Genomic DNA, 14,025 nt, shown 5'->3' on the forward strand with positions numbered 1-14,025 from the left:
CGCTCAGGCCGTGCGGGCACGGTCGCGCAGATGCGCAACCAGCAGCTTGGCGGCGGGCGACAGGTTGGCCTCGCTGCGAAAGCAGATCGCGAAGCTGCGCTCGGCCCAGGCGTCGGAAAGCGGCACCACGCGCAGGCCGAAGCTGGCCGCGAGCGGATCGATCACCTCGCGCGGCACCACGGCGATGCCGAGGTTCGCGCGCACGCAGCGCAGCGCCGCATCGAAGGTCGACACCGCCGCGCGGTAGCTGAGCGGCCGGCCGATGATGGCGGCCGCCCGCGCCAGCATGATGTGGACCGCGGTGGATGCGGGCAGGCCCACGTGGTCGAACGCCAGCGTCTCTTCGAAGCTGCAGCGCCGACGGCGCGCGATGGCGTGCGAAGGATGCGCGACGATGGCCAGCCGGTCGCGCCGGTAGGGCCAGGCCTGCAGCCCTTCGAGATCCGCCGCATCCCAGCACACGCCCACCGGCGCCGAGCCTTCGCGCAGGGCGCGGACCAGGTCGCGGCTCAAGGCTTCTTCGATATCGACGCGGATGTCGCGGTGCGCCGGCGTCTGCAGGAAGTCCGCGATGTCGTCAGGCAGGAACTCGGCGATCGAGGACATGCTGGCCAGCACGCGCACCTGTCCCTTCACGCCGCGGCCATAGTCGGCCATGTCGCGCGCCACGCGGTCGGCGCTGGCGAGCATGGCGCGCGCGTGTTCCAGGAGGATCTCGCCGGCCGCCGTCGGCGTCACGCCGCGGCGACGGCGCTCGAAGAGCTTTTCGCCCACGACGTCTTCGAGCTGCGCCAGGCGCTTGCTGATCGCCGAGGCCACGATGTGCTGCTGCTCGCCGGCGCGGGCGATGTTGCGGGTTTCGCAGACGGCCACGAAGAGGCGCAGGCTGGTGAGATCCAGGTCGCGCATGAAGTTCCGATTCGGAATGTTGGGCGTTCCAGATTACCGCTTTTGCAATCAAAACGGAATGTCTAGAGTCCATGCATGCATCGGCGCCCATGCCGATGTCCGGAGACAACATGCCAGCACCCAATCCGCGGCTGCCGCGCAGCGCCGTCATTCGCGAAGTCGGCTTGCGCGACGGCCTGCAGAGCATCGCGACCATCCTGCCCACCGAGCACAAGCGCGAATGGGTCCGCGCGGCGCATGCCGCCGGCCAGCGCGAGATCGAGGTCGGCTCCTTCGTGCCGGCGCGGCTCCTGCCGCAGCTGGCCGACACGGCCGAGCTGGTCACGTTCGCAAAAAAGTTGCCAGATCTTTTCGTCTCGGTGCTGGTGCCCAACCTGCGCGGCGCCGAGAGCGCGATCGAAAGCGGCGCCGACCTCATGATCGTGCCGCTCTCGGCCAGCCATGCCCACAGCCTCGCCAACCTGCGCAAGACGCCCGACGAGGTGGTGGCGGAAGTCGCCCGCATCCGCGCGGCGCGCGACGCGGCCGGTTCCGCGACGCTGATCGAAGGCGGTGTCGGCACGGCCTTCGGCTGCACGATCCAGGGCCGGGTCGAGAAGAGCGAGGTACTGCGCCTGATGCAGGCTTTGCTCGATGCCGGCGCCGACCGCGTGAGCCTGGCCGACACGGTCGGCTATGCCGACCCGGCCATGGTGCGCGAGCTCTTCGAGGAGGCCCTGAAGATCGCGGGCGATCGCTTCTGGTGCGGCCACTTCCATGACACGCGCGGCCTGGGCCTGGCCAACGTCTACGCCGCGCTCGAAGTCGGCGTCGCGCGCTTCGATGCCTGCCTGGCCGGCATCGGCGGCTGCCCGCATGCGCCCGGCGCGAGCGGCAATGTCTCGACCGAAGACCTGGCCTACATGCTGGGCAGCATGGGCATCGCCGCCGGCGTCGACATCGATGAGCTGCTCGCGCTGCGCCAGCGCGTGGCCGAGTGGCTCGGCGGCGAGACGCTGCACGGCACGCTCTGGCGCGCCGGCCTGCCCAAGACCTTCGCCCCCGAAACCGCGCTCGCCTGACCGAAGCCCTTCATGAACGCTGAAGACAACAAGCTCCCGCTCGCCGGCGTCCGCGTCGTCGAGTTCACGCACATGGTGATGGGCCCGACGTGCGGCATGATCCTGGCCGACCTCGGTGCCGAGGTGATCAAGATCGAGCCGCCCGGCGGCGACAAGACGCGCAAGCTGCCGGGCCTGGGCATCGGCTTCTTCCGCTCCTTCAATCGCAACAAGAAGAGCGTGGTGCTCGATATCACGACCGAAGAAGGCCGCGCCACGGCCACCGAGCTGGTCGGCCAGTGCGACGTGGTGCTGGAGAACTTCCGTCCGGGGCTGATGAGCAAGCTCGGCCTGGACTACGAGATCTTGTCGAAGAAGTACCCGCGCCTGATCTATGTCACGCACAAGGGCTTCCTGCCCGGGCCCTACGAGAACCGGCTGGCGCTCGACGAAGTGGTGCAGATGATGGGCGGGCTCTCCTACATGACCGGCCCCGAGGGCAGGCCGCTGCGTGCCGGCACCTCGGTCAACGACATCATGGGCGGCATGTTCGGCGCGATCGGCGTGCTGGCCGCGCTGCGCGAGCGCGAGCGTACCGGCAGGGGACAGGAAGTGCAGAGCGCTTTGTTCGAGAACTGCGTGTTCCTCTCGTCGCAGCACATGCAGCAGTTCGCGATGACCGGCGAGCCGCCGCCGCCGATGCCCTCGCGCGTGTCGGCCTGGAGCGTCTACGACGTCTTCACGCTGGCCGAAGGCGAGCAGCTCTTCATCGGCGCGGTGAGCGACAAGCAGTTCCTCACCCTTTGCCGCGTGATCGATGCGCCTGAACTCGCTGCGGATCCGGCGTTGGCCACCAATGCGTTGCGCGTCGCGGTGCGGCCGGCCCTCCTGAAGCGGCTGGGCGAGATCTTCGCCCGGCATCGCGTGGAGGACCTGGCGCCCAGGCTCGAGGAAGCCGGCATTCCCTACGCGCCGATCGTGCGGCCCGACCAGCTGATGGACGATCCGCACCTCAAGGCCAGCGGGGGCCTGGTGCCGATGGAGTGCGACGATGGCGGCATGACCGAAGTGGTGCTGCTGCCGCTCCTGATGGGCGGCCGTCGCCCCGGCGTGCGGCGGGCGCTGGCGCGCGTGGGCGAGCACACTGAGGAGGTGCTGTCGCAACTGGCGGCGCGCGAAGCAATCTGACATGAGTTTTCGAAGACCAAGGAGACAAAAGATGAACCCCACCCTTTCGCGCCGAACGGTGCTCGGCCTCGGCGCTTCCGCGCTGGGCCTGTCCGCGATTCCGGTATTCGCCCAGGGCACCGACAAGCCGGTGCGCATCGTCCTGCCGATCAGCGCCGGCTCGGGCGTGGACACCATTGCGCGCGCCGCCGCACCGGCGCTCGGCAAGGCCTTCGGCCAGCCGGTCGTGATCGAGAACCTGCCGGGCGCCGGCGGTCTCACCGGCACCTCGGTCGTCGTCAAGGCGGCACCGGACGGCATGACGCTCGGCATGGTGTCGAACAACCATGTGATCAACCCGAGCGTCTACAAGAAGATGCCCTTCGACGCCATCGACGACATCACGCCCATCAGCGTGGTCGGCGCGACGCCGCTGGTGCTGCTGGTGAACCCGAAGGTGCCGGCCAGGAACGTGAAGGAACTGGTCGCGCTGCTCAAGGCCAAGCCCGACGGCTACAACTACGCGTCATCGGGCAACGGCACCATCATTCACCTGGCCGGCGAGATGTTCTTGGACGAGGCGGGCGTCAAGGCGCGCCACATTCCGTACAAGGGCACCGGTCCGATGGTGATCGACATGATCGCCGGCCAGGTCGAGATGGGCGTGGTGGCGCTGCCGGCGGTGCAGCAGCACATCAAGAGCGGCGCCTTGCGCGCGATCGGCCTGTGCGGCTCCGCGCGCTCGCCGGCCGCGCCCGAAATTCCGACCATCGCCGAGCAGGGGCTGCCCAACTACAGCGTCGAAGGCTGGTTCGCCGTCATCGGGCCGGCCAAGCTGCCGGCGGCCGAGGTCAAGCGCGCACACGATGCCGTCGTCGCCGCGTTCTCCAGCGCCGAGGTGCAGGAGGCGATGGCCAAGCAGGGCAACATCATCAAGCCGAGCACGCCGGAAGATGCCGCGACGTACTTCCGCAGCGAGGCGGCGCGCTACGCGGCGCTGGTGAAGAAGGCGAATGTGACGCTGGAGTGAGGCTCAGACTGCGCTGGTGAGCTTGAGCCCGAGGATGCCGGCGATGATCAGCGTCACGCAGGCCAGCCGCGCGACCGTGGCTGGCTCGTGGAACAGCACGATGCCCAGCGCCACGGTGCCCACCGCGCCGATGCCTGTCCACACTGCATAGGCCGTCCCCACGGGCAGGGTGCGCATCGCCCAGCCCAGCAGCACCACGCTGAGCACCATCGACACGGCGGTGCCGACCGAGGGCCACAGCCGCGTGAAGCCTTCGGTGTACTTCAGGCCGATGGCCCAGCCGACCTCGAGCAAGCCTGCGATGAACAAGACGATCCATGCCATGCGGCATCTCCTGGGTATGAAGGGATCAGTTTTCCGGCCGCACGGCGCGGTACAACGCGCGCACGAAATCGGACTGAGTGATCATGCCCGTGAGCCGCCTTTCACTATCGATGATGGGGATATGGTGGTGGCCGCCCTCGGAAAAGAGCGGCACCAGGTCGACCATCGGCCGCTCCTCGCTGGCCACGCGCACCTGCCGCGTCATGATCTGGCCGACGACCTCGGGCTTGCTCGACACCACGGTTCGCGTCGCGCGGACGAAGTCGCGCAGCCGCCCGCCGAGCCCGTCGTGATGCTTCAGGTCGATCTGCCGGAAGAAATCGGACTGCGTCACGATGCCGACCACGCGGCGCGTCCGGTCGATCACCGGAAGCGCCTTGATGCGCCGCTCCTGCATCAGTGACCATGCTTCCTGCAGCAGCGTGCCGAACTCGGCGACCACCGGGTCGCGCGACATGATGTCGGCGCAGCGCACGGTGCCGAGGCGGCGCTTGTACGACTCGAGCTCGGTCTGCTGGATCAGCGACTCGAGGTCGTCGCGGCTGATGTCGAGCACCTGGTTGTAGCGCGCGAGCACCGCATCGATGTCGGCCGAGCTGAAGCGCGCGTCGGCCCTGGGTTCGCGCGGCGCGAGCTGCACATGCGGGTAGCGCCGGCCGGTCAGGCTGTTGTAGAGCACGCCGGCCAGCACCAGCAGCACGGAATTGGTCAGCACCGGATAGAGCGAGAACGGGAAGTGCGTCGTCTGGCTCAGCACGGCGAACAGCGCCACCGCACCGCCGGGAGGGTGCAGGCAGCGCATCGCGAACATCAGCGCGATGGCCAGCGCGGGCGCGAGTGCGCTGGCCCATACCGGGTCCGGCATCCAGCGCGCGCAGGCCACGCCGACCAGCGCCGAGAACGTGTTGCCGGCAATCACTGACCAGGGTTGGGCCAGGGGGCTGGCCGGCAGCGCGAACACCAGCACCGCACTGGCGCCCAGCGGCGCGACCAGCCAGCGGCTGTCGATCGCGGAGCCCGCCATCTGGGAGAGCAGGGCGGTCAGCAAGAGACCGATTCCGGCGCCGCCGACGGCGCGCAGCCTTTCGCGTGCGTTGACGTTGGTTCGCGCCGGCAGCCAGGCGCGTGCAAAGGTCCGCAGATCGTCCCAGCCCATCGCCGTCAAGCCGCTTCGCCGGCGACCCTGCGCCCGATCTCGGGCCAGCGCCCGTGCAGCCAGACCCAGGCGACCAAGCCCACGCTCATCATGAAGAGCGAAGTCAGCGCCAGCGCCAGCGTCGAATGCATCACCAGCGGCGCGATCACGCCGGCCACGATGCCGTTGGCGGTCGAGCCGATCACGGCCTGCAGCGAAGAGGCCATGCCGCGGCGCTCGGGATGCAGATCGAGCACCAGCAGCGTCACCACCGGCACCATCAGCGCCCAGCCGAAGGCGAACACCGCGATCGGCCACAGCGCCCAGGCGGCGTGCGGCGCGAAGAGGGCATTGGCGATCACGTTGAGGATGGAAGTCAGCAGCATGATCACGAAGCCGTCGCGGATCTGCCGCTTGGGCGCCACCTTGCCCGCCATGCGGCCGCTGGCCCAGGCGCCGGCCATGATGCCGCCGATGGTCAGCAGGAAGAACCAGAAGAACTGGGTAGGCGCGAGCGCCAGGTGGTCGCCGAGAAAGGCGGGCGCGGCCAGCACGTAGAGGAACATGCCGTTGAAAGGCACGCCGCTCGCCAGTGCCAGCAGCAGGAAGCGCGCGTCGGAGCACAGGTCCCAGTAGCCGCGCATCAGGTGCCGAACCTCGAAGGGCTGGCGCTGGCTCAGGTGCAGCGTTTCGGGCAGCAGCTTCCAGTTGGCGGCGAACAGCACCACGCCCACCGCCACCAGGAACCAGAACACGCTGTGCCAGCCCAGGTGCACGAACAGGAAGCCGCCCACGATCGGCGCGATCGCGGGCGCGATGCCGAAATAGATCGTGACCTGGCTCATCACGCGCTGCGCTTCGGCGGGCGGGAACATGTCGCGGATCACGGCGCGCGAGACCACGATGCCGGCGCCGGTCGACAGGCCCTGCAGGGCGCGGAAGAACACCAACTGGCCGATGGTCTGCGCGAGCGCGCAGCCCAGCGAGGCGATGGTGAACACGGCCAGGCCCCACAGCACAACCGGTCGCCGGCCGAAGCTGTCCGACAGCGCGCCGTGGAACAGGTTCATGAAGGCGAAACCGAACAGGTAGGCCGAGAGCGTCTGCTGCATCTGGGCCGGCGTCGCGCCGATGCTGCTGGCGATGCCCGAGAAGGCCGGGATGTAGGTGTCGATCGAGAAGGGCCCGAGCATGCCGAGCACCGCCAGCAGCACGGCCAGCGCCCAGCGCGGGGCGTGCCACAGTTTGTCTGCGTCGGGGTTCATGCGAGAGGTGTCCGTTCTTGCTTGTTGTGCGCGGGAATAGAAAACGCCCGCCGCCGGTGAAGGCGAAGCGGGCGTTCGGGCTCGAAGATCCGCTGAAGGATCAGAGCGTATCAATAAAGCTGCGCAGCTTGTCGGAACGGCTCGGATGCTTGAGCTTGCGCAGCGCCTTGGCTTCGATCTGGCGGATGCGCTCGCGTGTCACGTCGAACTGCTTGCCCACTTCTTCCAGCGTGTGGTCGGTCGACATCTCGATGCCGAAGCGCATGCGCAGCACCTTGGCTTCGCGCGGCGTCAGGCTGTCGAGGATGTCCTTGACCACGTCGCGCAGGCCGGCCTGCATCGCGGCCTCGATGGGCGCGGTGTTGCTGCTGTCCTCGATGAAGTCGCCCAGGTGCGAATCGTCGTCGTCGCCGATGGGGGTCTCCATCGAGATCGGCTCCTTGGCGATCTTCATGATCTTGCGGATCTTGTCTTCCGGGATCTCCATCTTCGCGGCCAGGATGCCGGCGTCGGGCTCGAAGCCGAACTCCTGCAGGTGCTGGCGGCTGATGCGGTTCATCTTGTTGATGGTCTCGATCATGTGCACCGGAATGCGGATGGTGCGCGCCTGGTCGGCGATCGAGCGCGTGATCGCCTGGCGGATCCACCACGTCGCGTAGGTCGAGAACTTGTAGCCGCGGCGGTATTCGAACTTGTCGACCGCCTTCATCAGGCCGATGTTGCCTTCCTGGATCAGGTCGAGGAACTGCAGGCCGCGGTTGGTGTACTTCTTGGCGATGGAGATCACGAGGCGCAGGTTGGCCTCGATCATTTCCTTCTTGGCATCGCGCGAAGACGACTCGCCTTCGTTCATGCGCTTGTTGATGTCCTTGAGCTCGGCCAGCGGCACCACCACGCGCGACTGGATGTCGGCCAGCTTCTGCTGCAGTTCCTGCACCGGCGGGATGTTGCGCGCCAGCACCGTGCTCCAGGGCTTGCCGGCGGCGGCCTGCTTCTCGACCCACTTGAGGTTGAGCAGGTTGGAGGCCACGCGATTGCCGTTCTTGTCGTAACCGCTGAAGTCGCGGATGAACTCTTCCTGCGGAAAGCCGCACTTGTCCACGATGATGCGGCGCAGCTCGCGCTCCTTCTTGCGGACGTCGTCGACCTGCGTGCGCACCAGGTCGCACAGCTTCTCGATCGTGCGGGCCGTGAAGCGGATGGTCATCAGCTCTTCGGACAGCGCGTGCTGCGCCTTCTGGTAGGCCGGCGTGCCGTAACCTTCCTTGTCGTAGATCTTGTGGACCTTCTCGAACAGCGCGGCGATGCGGTCGAAGCGCTCCAGCGCGTCGCGCTTGAGTTCCTCAAGCTTCTTCGTCAGCGCCTTGGAGCCGCCCTTGCCGTCGTCGTCGTCTTCCTCGTCGAACTCGTCGAAGTCTTCTTCGGCCACGTAGTCGTCGGCCTCGTTCGGGTTCGAGAAGCCGTCGACGATGGTCGAGATGACGACCTTGCCGTCACGGATTTCCTGGCCCAGGCGCAGGATCTCGGCGATGGTCGCGGGCGAAGCCGAAATGGCTTCCATCATGGCCATCAGGCCGCCCTCGATGCGCTTGGCGATCTCGATTTCGCCTTCGCGCGTCAGCAGCTCGACCGTGCCCATCTCGCGCATGTACATACGCACGGGGTCGGTGGTGCGGCCGAATTCGCTGTCGACGGTCGAGAGGGCCGCTTCGGCTTCCTCTTCGGCTTCTTCGACAGTGGTGGCGGTGGGCGCCGTGTTGTTCAGCAGCAGGGTTTCGGCGTCCGGCGTCTGCTCGTAGACGGCCACGCCCATGTCGTTGAGCATGGTGACCACTACTTCCATGGTCTCGGCGTCGACCAGCTTGTCGGGCAGGTGGTCGGAGATTTCGCCGTGCGTCAGGTAGCCGCGCGTCTTGCCCAGCGTGATCAGGGTCTTCAGGCGCGAGCGGCGCTTGGCCAGGTCTTCCTCGGAGAGCACGGTCTCGTCGAGGCCGAACTCCTTCATCAAGGCGCGCTCCTTCGCCTTGCTGATCTTCATGCGCAGCGGCTTGACCTTTTCTTCGGTCGTCGTCGCCGCCGGCTCGTCGCCGATCAGCTCGTCCTCGATGTCGGACAGGTCGACGTCGCTCGCCGGCGCCTCGTTGCCGGCCTTGGGCTTGCGACCGCGCTTGGCGCCGCCTGCAGCGGCGGGCGCGCCGGCGGCCTTGGGAGGACGACCGACCTTCTTGGCGGCGGGTTTGATGGCTTCGGCGATGGGGGACGATTTCGTGGGCACGGTTTTCACTTTCGTTGCGGCTGTCGCCTTGGACGCGGCGGCACTCGACTTAGTTGCCGCCAGGGCGGCCGCTTTCAACGGTTTTTCTGCAATCGGCTTCTTGGCAGCGGACACGGCAGGCTTCTTTGAACTGGGCATACAACCTCGGTACAACAAGAATGAACAAGCGGAATCACAGGCGCCAACAAGCCGGCGCGGGCGGGAGCACAAACAATGGGGCGAAGAGGAGGCGACTCCTCAAGCACTCTTCAAAAAGGCAAGATGTCGGGCGAACATTTGGTGTGCAGTCCTTGCGGTGTATTGACCCTTTTCCCGTGGGGAAGTGCATTGCGCTGGAGGGTCGGCCCGGAGGTGCTGCTGTCGCTCTTGCCGTTTCGCGTATGGCGAAGCCTTAAATTATAGCGTGCTGCGCATTTTTCAAGCAAGGGTCGACCCGGGCTGGAGCCGTGCGCGCAGCTCCAGGCGCCGCGCTTCCAGCGCCTTGTACCGCTCCAGCGCGCGCGGATCGCTCCCGACGGCGGCAATGGCCTCGCTCTGCTGGGCCTTGAGCAGGTCGTCCAGCATGAAGTCGAGCACGTTGCTCAGCTCCCGGGCGGCATCGGCCGCCTGTTCTCCCTCCGCCTCGCCGATCGGCCCGCCATCGGGGTCGGTCATGACGCGGTCGGCCAACGCCTCGAAGGCCGTGCCCCGCATGCCTTCGCGCAGCGCGGCCCAGGGCTGCACGCCGTGCTCGTGCAACTGGCTGTCGAGCCAGGCGAAGAGCTGCCCGTGCTCGCCCGGAAGGTCGCACAGCAGGCCGTGCAGCTCATGGGAAAGCCCCTCCCACTCGGCCATGTTCGACAGCAGCAGCCGCGCGGCCACATCCGCCCGGCCCGGCGGCAGCGTGCGGCCGCGGGACGGAGGACGTCGGGGGGCGGAAGCGCGGCGACTCTCCCGCGGACGGCCATAGCCCTCGCTTTCGCCCCGGTCGCGCGTCGAGGGGGCCGGGGAGCGTGCGGCAGCCGCGGGCGTCCACAGTTCGCTCAGTTCCTGGGTGCTCAACTGGACCATTTCGGCGATCTCGCCGAGCAGCTGGCGCTTGAGCGCGCCTTCCGGCAGCGCGCTCCAGAGGGGGCGGGCGTTGCTGGCCATGTGGGCGCGTCCTTCGGCCGTCCCGAGGTCGCAGCCTTCGCGCGCGGCTTCGAGCATGAAGCGGCTCAGCGGCGTGGCCTCGTTCACGAAGCGCGCGAACGCGTCGGCGCCGAACTCGCGGATGAAGCTGTCGGGGTCGTGCTCGGCCGGCAGGAACAGGAACTTGACGCTGCGCACGTCGCTGGCATAGGGCAGGGCGCCGTCGAGCGCCTTGCGGGCGGCGCGCCGCCCGGCCGCGTCGCCGTCGAAGCTGAACACCACCGATTCGGTGAAGCGGAACAGCTTTTGCACGTGTTCCGGCGTGCAGGCGGTGCCCAGCGTCGCGACCGCGTTCGGGAAGCCCAGCTGCGCCAGCGCCACCACGTCCATGTAGCCTTCGGTCACGAGTGCGTAGCCGCGCTCGCGGAAGGCGGCGCGGGCTTCGTAGAGTCCGTAGAGCTCGCGGCCCTTGCTGAACACTGGCGTCTCGGGCGAGTTGAGGTATTTGGGCTTCTCGTCGCCGAGCACGCGGCCGCCGAAACCGATGCACTCGCCCTTGACGTTGCGGATCGGGAACATCACGCGGTCGCGGAAGCGGTCGTAGCGCTTGCCGTCGCCGTTGTCGTCCGGCTCGCCGACGATCACCAGCCCGCTTTCGGCCAGGAGCGGATCGTCGTAGTCGGGGAACACGCCCGCCAGCGTGCGCCAGCCGGCCGGTGCGTAGCCGATGCCGAACTGCCGGGCGACCTCGCCGGAGACGCCGCGGCCCTTGAGGTAGCCGATGGCGGCGGGCGACTGGCGCAACTGCTTCCTGTAGGCCTCGCCGGCTTTCTCGAGCACCTCGGAGAGCGTGGCCTGCTTCTGGCGTTGGCCGGCGGCGCGGGCGCGCTCCTCGGGCGAGGCATCGTCCTCGGGCACCTGCAGGCCGTACTGGCCAGCCAGGTCGTGCACCGCCTCGACGAAGCCCATGCCGGCGTGCTCCATCAGGAAGCCGATGGCGTTGCCGTGCGCTCCGCAGCCGAAGCAGTGATAGAACTGCTTGGTGGGGCTGACCGAGAACGAAGGCGATTTCTCGCCGTGGAACGGGCACAGGCCCATGAAATTGGCGCCGGCCTTCTTCAATTGGACGTAGCGGCCGACGATTTCCACCACGTCGGCGCGCGCGATCAGTTCCTGGATGAAAGAGGCGGGGATGGTCATGTAGGCGGAGAGCGGCAAATCATACGCAAGACCTCATGCCACCGCGGGCCGGCGGCATACTGGCCGCTTCGAATCCAGCGCCGTATCCGCATGATTCGCCACACCGCCCGTCACGCAGTGCCCTTGCTGCGCCATCCCCTGCGATTCACCTGGGAGGCACTCAAGGCCTTTCGGGCCAACCAGGGCCTGCTGCTGGCGGGCGCGGTCGCCTATTACGCGCTGCTGTCGATCGTTCCGATCCTGATCCTGAGCGTGATCGCGATGTCGCACTTCATCGACCAGGGGGACCTGCTGAGCGCGGTCGGACGGTATCTGGAATGGCTGTTGCCGGGCCAGTCGCGGGCCATCGTCGCCGAGCTGTCGAACTTCCTGGCCCATCGGGACGTGCTGGGGCCGGTGCTGGTGGTGACGATGATCTTCTTCAGTTCGCTCGCCTTCACGGTGCTGGAAAGCGCCATGGCGGTGATCTTCCACCACCGCAAGGCCGACCATTCCCGCCACTTCCTGATCTCGGCGGTGATGCCCTATGTCTACATCCTGTGCCTGTGCGTCGGGTTGCTGCTGGTGACCCTGGTGTCCGGCGCGCTGCAGGTGATCGGGCAGGAAAGCGTCGAGCTTTTCGGCCGCAGCTGGTCGCTCTCGGGCGTGTCGGGGGTGCTGCTGTACCTGCTCGGGCTGGGCGGCGAGATCTTCATGCTGACCTCGCTCTACCTGGTGATGCCGGTGGGGCGGCTGCGGCTGCGGCATGCGCTGCTGGGCGGCGTGACTGCGGCGCTGCTGTGGGAGATCACGCGCCGCTTGCTGGTGCTCTACTTCGCCACGCTGTCGCAGGTGAACGTGGTCTACGGCTCGCTGACCACCGCGATCGTGGTGCTGCTGAGCCTGGAGATCGCCGCCACGCTGGTGCTGTTCGGCGCCCAAGTGATCGCGCAGTACGAACGCCTGGAGCGCACCGGCCGCGCGCCGCCGCTGCCGGCCGAAATCTCGGAGGTCAGCGCGGCGCCAGCCGGATCGCCCCGTCGAGTCGGATCACCTCGCCGTTGAGCATGTCGTTCTCGATGATGTGCTTGGCGAGCTTCGCGTAGTCCTCGGGCGTGCCCAGGCGCGAAGGGAAGGGCACGCTGGCGGCCAGCGCGTCCTGCACCTCCTGCGGCATCCCGAACAGCATCGGCGTGCCGAAGATGCCGGGCGCGATCGTCATGTTGCGGATGCCGTTGCGCGCAAGGTCGCGTGCGATCGGCAGCGTCATTCCGACCACGCCGCCCTTGGATGCGCTGTAGGCGGCCTGGCCGATCTGGCCGTCGTAGGCCGCGACCGAGGCGGTCGAGATCAGCACGCCGCGCTCGCCTGTGGCCTCGGGCTCGTTCTTGCTCATGGCGTCGGCCGCGAGCCGGATCATGTTGAAGCTGCCGATCAGGTTGACCGTGACCGTCTTGCTGAACACAGCGAGGGCGTGCGGCCCGTTCTTGCCGACCGTTTTTTCGGCCGGTGCGATGCCGGCGCAGTTGACCAGGCCCACCAGCTTGCCCAGCTTCTGGGCGGCAGCCACCGCAGCCTGGCCGTCGGGCTCCTGGCTCACGTCGCACTTGACGAAGGTGCCGCCGATTTCTCTGGCGACCGCTTTGCCCTTGTCCGCCTGCATGTCGGCGATGACCACCTTGCCGCCGTTCGCCGCCAGCATGCGCGCCGTGCCTTCGCCGAGGCCCGAAGCGCCGCCGGTGACGATGAAAACCTTGCCGTCGATCTGCATGGAATGTCTCCTGAAAAAACCTTGCCGGCGATCATAGAGCGCAAAAAAAAGGCCCCGTCCGAGGACAGGGCCCTGAATTGGATCCCGAAGGACCCAAGGAGACAATCAGCGCTTGCGCGAAGCGGTTTGAGCGGTGCTCTTGGCAGCGTTCACGGCCGTGGTCGAGACAGCCTGGAAGTTGGCTTCGGCGACGTCGGACGCTTGCTTGACGGCCTTCTGGACCGATTCGAAAGCGTTGTTGGCGGCAGCCACGGCGCTCTTCATCACGGCGACGGCGGTTTCCGAACCGGCGGGAGCGTTCTTGGCAGCGCTGTCGACCAGGCCGACGAAGGCTTGCTGGGCTTCAGCGGCCTTCACTTCGAAAGCCTTGGTGAACTCGGCGCCGGTGCCTTGGGCGATGTCGTACAGGTGACGGCTGTAGGCGGCGGTCTTCTCGGCGAGGGGCTGGAACAGGCCGGCTTGCAGGGCGAGCAGCTCTTGCGCGTCCTTGACGCTCAGCATCGCTTGCGCGGTGCCGGCGGCTTCGGTCAGCGCAGCCTTGGAGGCGGTGACGTTCAGGTCGACCAGCTTCTCGACGCCTTCGAAGGCCTTGGTGGTGAGGCCGAACAGGGTCTCGAGGTTGGCTTTGTGGGAAGCGATGATTTGGTCAGCGGTCAGTGCCATGTGGGAGCTCCAGTTGAATGAATGAGGTAGGTCGCGGATGAGCTGCCCCTCTTCATTTTTGTTGCGGTGCAGCATGGCCTGAAGTATAGGCAGCCAAGCGTCGCAATCAAGTGAATTTTTGTTGCTATGCAGCAATTTAGAACGTGCTTTCTAAAAG

Annotated in this window: 13 protein-coding genes; 5 read left to right on the forward strand and 8 right to left on the reverse strand. The window is 67.2% G+C overall.

Features of this window, described 5'->3' with window-relative positions; all coding sequences use genetic code 11:
- Nucleotides 1-3 precede the first annotated feature (3 nt).
- Nucleotides 4-909, reverse strand: coding sequence for a LysR family transcriptional regulator (locus EJI01_RS07345; protein ID WP_126836452.1), 906 nt, complete (start codon nt 907-909; stop codon nt 4-6).
- Nucleotides 910-1,019: 110 nt separating this feature from the next.
- Between EJI01_RS07345 and EJI01_RS07350 the strand changes: the two genes are divergently transcribed.
- From EJI01_RS07350 to EJI01_RS07360, 3 genes are read left to right on the forward strand one after another with little or no spacing between them, the layout of a single operon-like run.
- Entirely contained in the window at nt 1,020-1,970 is a 951-nt protein-coding gene (locus tag EJI01_RS07350; protein WP_126836453.1) for a hydroxymethylglutaryl-CoA lyase, read from the forward strand.
- A 12-nt stretch (nt 1,971-1,982) separates the two neighbouring features.
- Complete coding sequence (locus EJI01_RS07355) at nt 1,983-3,137, forward strand: CaiB/BaiF CoA transferase family protein (RefSeq protein ID WP_126836454.1); 1,155 nt, start codon at nt 1,983-1,985, stop codon at nt 3,135-3,137.
- Nucleotides 3,138-3,168: 31 nt separating this feature from the next.
- Nucleotides 3,169-4,146: a Bug family tripartite tricarboxylate transporter substrate binding protein gene (locus tag EJI01_RS07360; RefSeq protein ID WP_126836455.1), complete on the forward strand. Its 978-nt coding sequence runs from the start codon at nt 3,169-3,171 to the stop codon at nt 4,144-4,146.
- Nucleotides 4,147-4,149: 3 nt separating this feature from the next.
- Here EJI01_RS07360 and sugE read toward each other — a convergent pair whose 3' ends face one another.
- From sugE to rpoD, 4 genes are all read right to left on the reverse strand, one after another.
- Nucleotides 4,150-4,470, reverse strand: a complete 321-nt coding sequence (gene sugE / locus EJI01_RS07365; RefSeq protein WP_126836456.1) for a quaternary ammonium compound efflux SMR transporter SugE — start codon at nt 4,468-4,470, stop codon at nt 4,150-4,152.
- 25 nt (nt 4,471-4,495) lie between these two features.
- Complete coding sequence (locus EJI01_RS07370; protein WP_126836588.1) at nt 4,496-5,626, reverse strand: HPP family protein; 1,131 nt, start codon at nt 5,624-5,626, stop codon at nt 4,496-4,498.
- A gap of 5 nt (nt 5,627-5,631) precedes the next feature.
- The gene (locus EJI01_RS07375) at nt 5,632-6,870 is read right to left on the reverse strand and encodes a multidrug effflux MFS transporter (protein WP_126836457.1); all 1,239 of its coding nucleotides are present in this window, start codon (nt 6,868-6,870) and stop codon (nt 5,632-5,634) included.
- A 100-nt stretch (nt 6,871-6,970) separates the two neighbouring features.
- Complete coding sequence (gene rpoD, locus EJI01_RS07380; protein WP_409513938.1) at nt 6,971-9,223, reverse strand: RNA polymerase sigma factor RpoD; 2,253 nt, start codon at nt 9,221-9,223, stop codon at nt 6,971-6,973.
- Between rpoD and EJI01_RS29250 the strand changes: the two genes are divergently transcribed.
- Complete coding sequence (locus EJI01_RS29250) at nt 9,138-9,449, forward strand: hypothetical protein (protein WP_260602372.1); 312 nt, start codon at nt 9,138-9,140, stop codon at nt 9,447-9,449. The two genes, rpoD and EJI01_RS29250, sit on opposite strands and share 86 nt — an antisense overlap.
- 113 nt (nt 9,450-9,562) lie before the next feature.
- Here EJI01_RS29250 and dnaG read toward each other — a convergent pair whose 3' ends face one another.
- Nucleotides 9,563-11,455, reverse strand: a complete 1,893-nt coding sequence (dnaG, locus tag EJI01_RS07385) for a DNA primase (RefSeq protein ID WP_126836459.1) — start codon at nt 11,453-11,455, stop codon at nt 9,563-9,565.
- A gap of 90 nt (nt 11,456-11,545) precedes the next feature.
- Between dnaG and EJI01_RS07390 the strand changes: the two genes are divergently transcribed.
- Entirely contained in the window at nt 11,546-12,499 is a 954-nt protein-coding gene (locus tag EJI01_RS07390; protein ID WP_126836460.1) for a YihY/virulence factor BrkB family protein, read from the forward strand.
- On the opposite strand, the gene EJI01_RS07395 is transcribed toward EJI01_RS07390, so the two are convergent.
- Together EJI01_RS07395 and EJI01_RS07400 are read right to left on the reverse strand one after the other, a co-directional pair.
- Entirely contained in the window at nt 12,447-13,205 is a 759-nt protein-coding gene (locus tag EJI01_RS07395; RefSeq protein ID WP_126836461.1) for a 3-hydroxyacyl-CoA dehydrogenase, read from the reverse strand. The two genes, EJI01_RS07390 and EJI01_RS07395, sit on opposite strands and share 53 nt — an antisense overlap.
- Nucleotides 13,206-13,310: 105 nt before the next feature.
- Nucleotides 13,311-13,868, reverse strand: coding sequence for a phasin family protein (locus EJI01_RS07400; RefSeq protein ID WP_126836462.1), 558 nt, complete (start codon nt 13,866-13,868; stop codon nt 13,311-13,313).
- Between the last annotated feature and the right edge of the window lie 157 nt (nt 13,869-14,025).

The organism is Variovorax sp. MHTC-1 (assembly GCF_003984645.1).
GTDB lineage: Bacteria > Pseudomonadota > Gammaproteobacteria > Burkholderiales > Burkholderiaceae_C > Variovorax.

What these genes read in the sequence shown, in the direction of transcription:
- EJI01_RS07370 (WP_126836588.1), bottom strand. Translation starts at nt 5,626, where the DNA reads ATGGGCTGGGACGATCTGCGGACCTTTGCACGCGCCTGGCTGCCGGCG.
- dnaG (WP_126836459.1), bottom strand. Translation starts at nt 11,455, where the DNA reads ATGACCATCCCCGCCTCTTTCATCCAGGAACTGATCGCGCGCGCCGAC.
- EJI01_RS07395 (WP_126836461.1), bottom strand. Translation starts at nt 13,205, where the DNA reads ATGCAGATCGACGGCAAGGTTTTCATCGTCACCGGCGGCGCTTCGGGC.
- EJI01_RS07355 (WP_126836454.1), top strand. Translation starts at nt 1,983, where the DNA reads ATGAACGCTGAAGACAACAAGCTCCCGCTCGCCGGCGTCCGCGTCGTC.
- EJI01_RS07400 (WP_126836462.1), bottom strand. Translation starts at nt 13,868, where the DNA reads ATGGCACTGACCGCTGACCAAATCATCGCTTCCCACAAAGCCAACCTC.
- sugE (WP_126836456.1), bottom strand. Translation starts at nt 4,470, where the DNA reads ATGGCATGGATCGTCTTGTTCATCGCAGGCTTGCTCGAGGTCGGCTGG.
- EJI01_RS07350 (WP_126836453.1), top strand. Translation starts at nt 1,020, where the DNA reads ATGCCAGCACCCAATCCGCGGCTGCCGCGCAGCGCCGTCATTCGCGAA.
- EJI01_RS07360 (WP_126836455.1), top strand. Translation starts at nt 3,169, where the DNA reads ATGAACCCCACCCTTTCGCGCCGAACGGTGCTCGGCCTCGGCGCTTCC.
- EJI01_RS07375 (WP_126836457.1), bottom strand. Translation starts at nt 6,870, where the DNA reads ATGAACCCCGACGCAGACAAACTGTGGCACGCCCCGCGCTGGGCGCTG.
- EJI01_RS07345 (WP_126836452.1), bottom strand. Translation starts at nt 909, where the DNA reads ATGCGCGACCTGGATCTCACCAGCCTGCGCCTCTTCGTGGCCGTCTGC.
- EJI01_RS07390 (WP_126836460.1), top strand. Translation starts at nt 11,546, where the DNA reads ATGATTCGCCACACCGCCCGTCACGCAGTGCCCTTGCTGCGCCATCCC.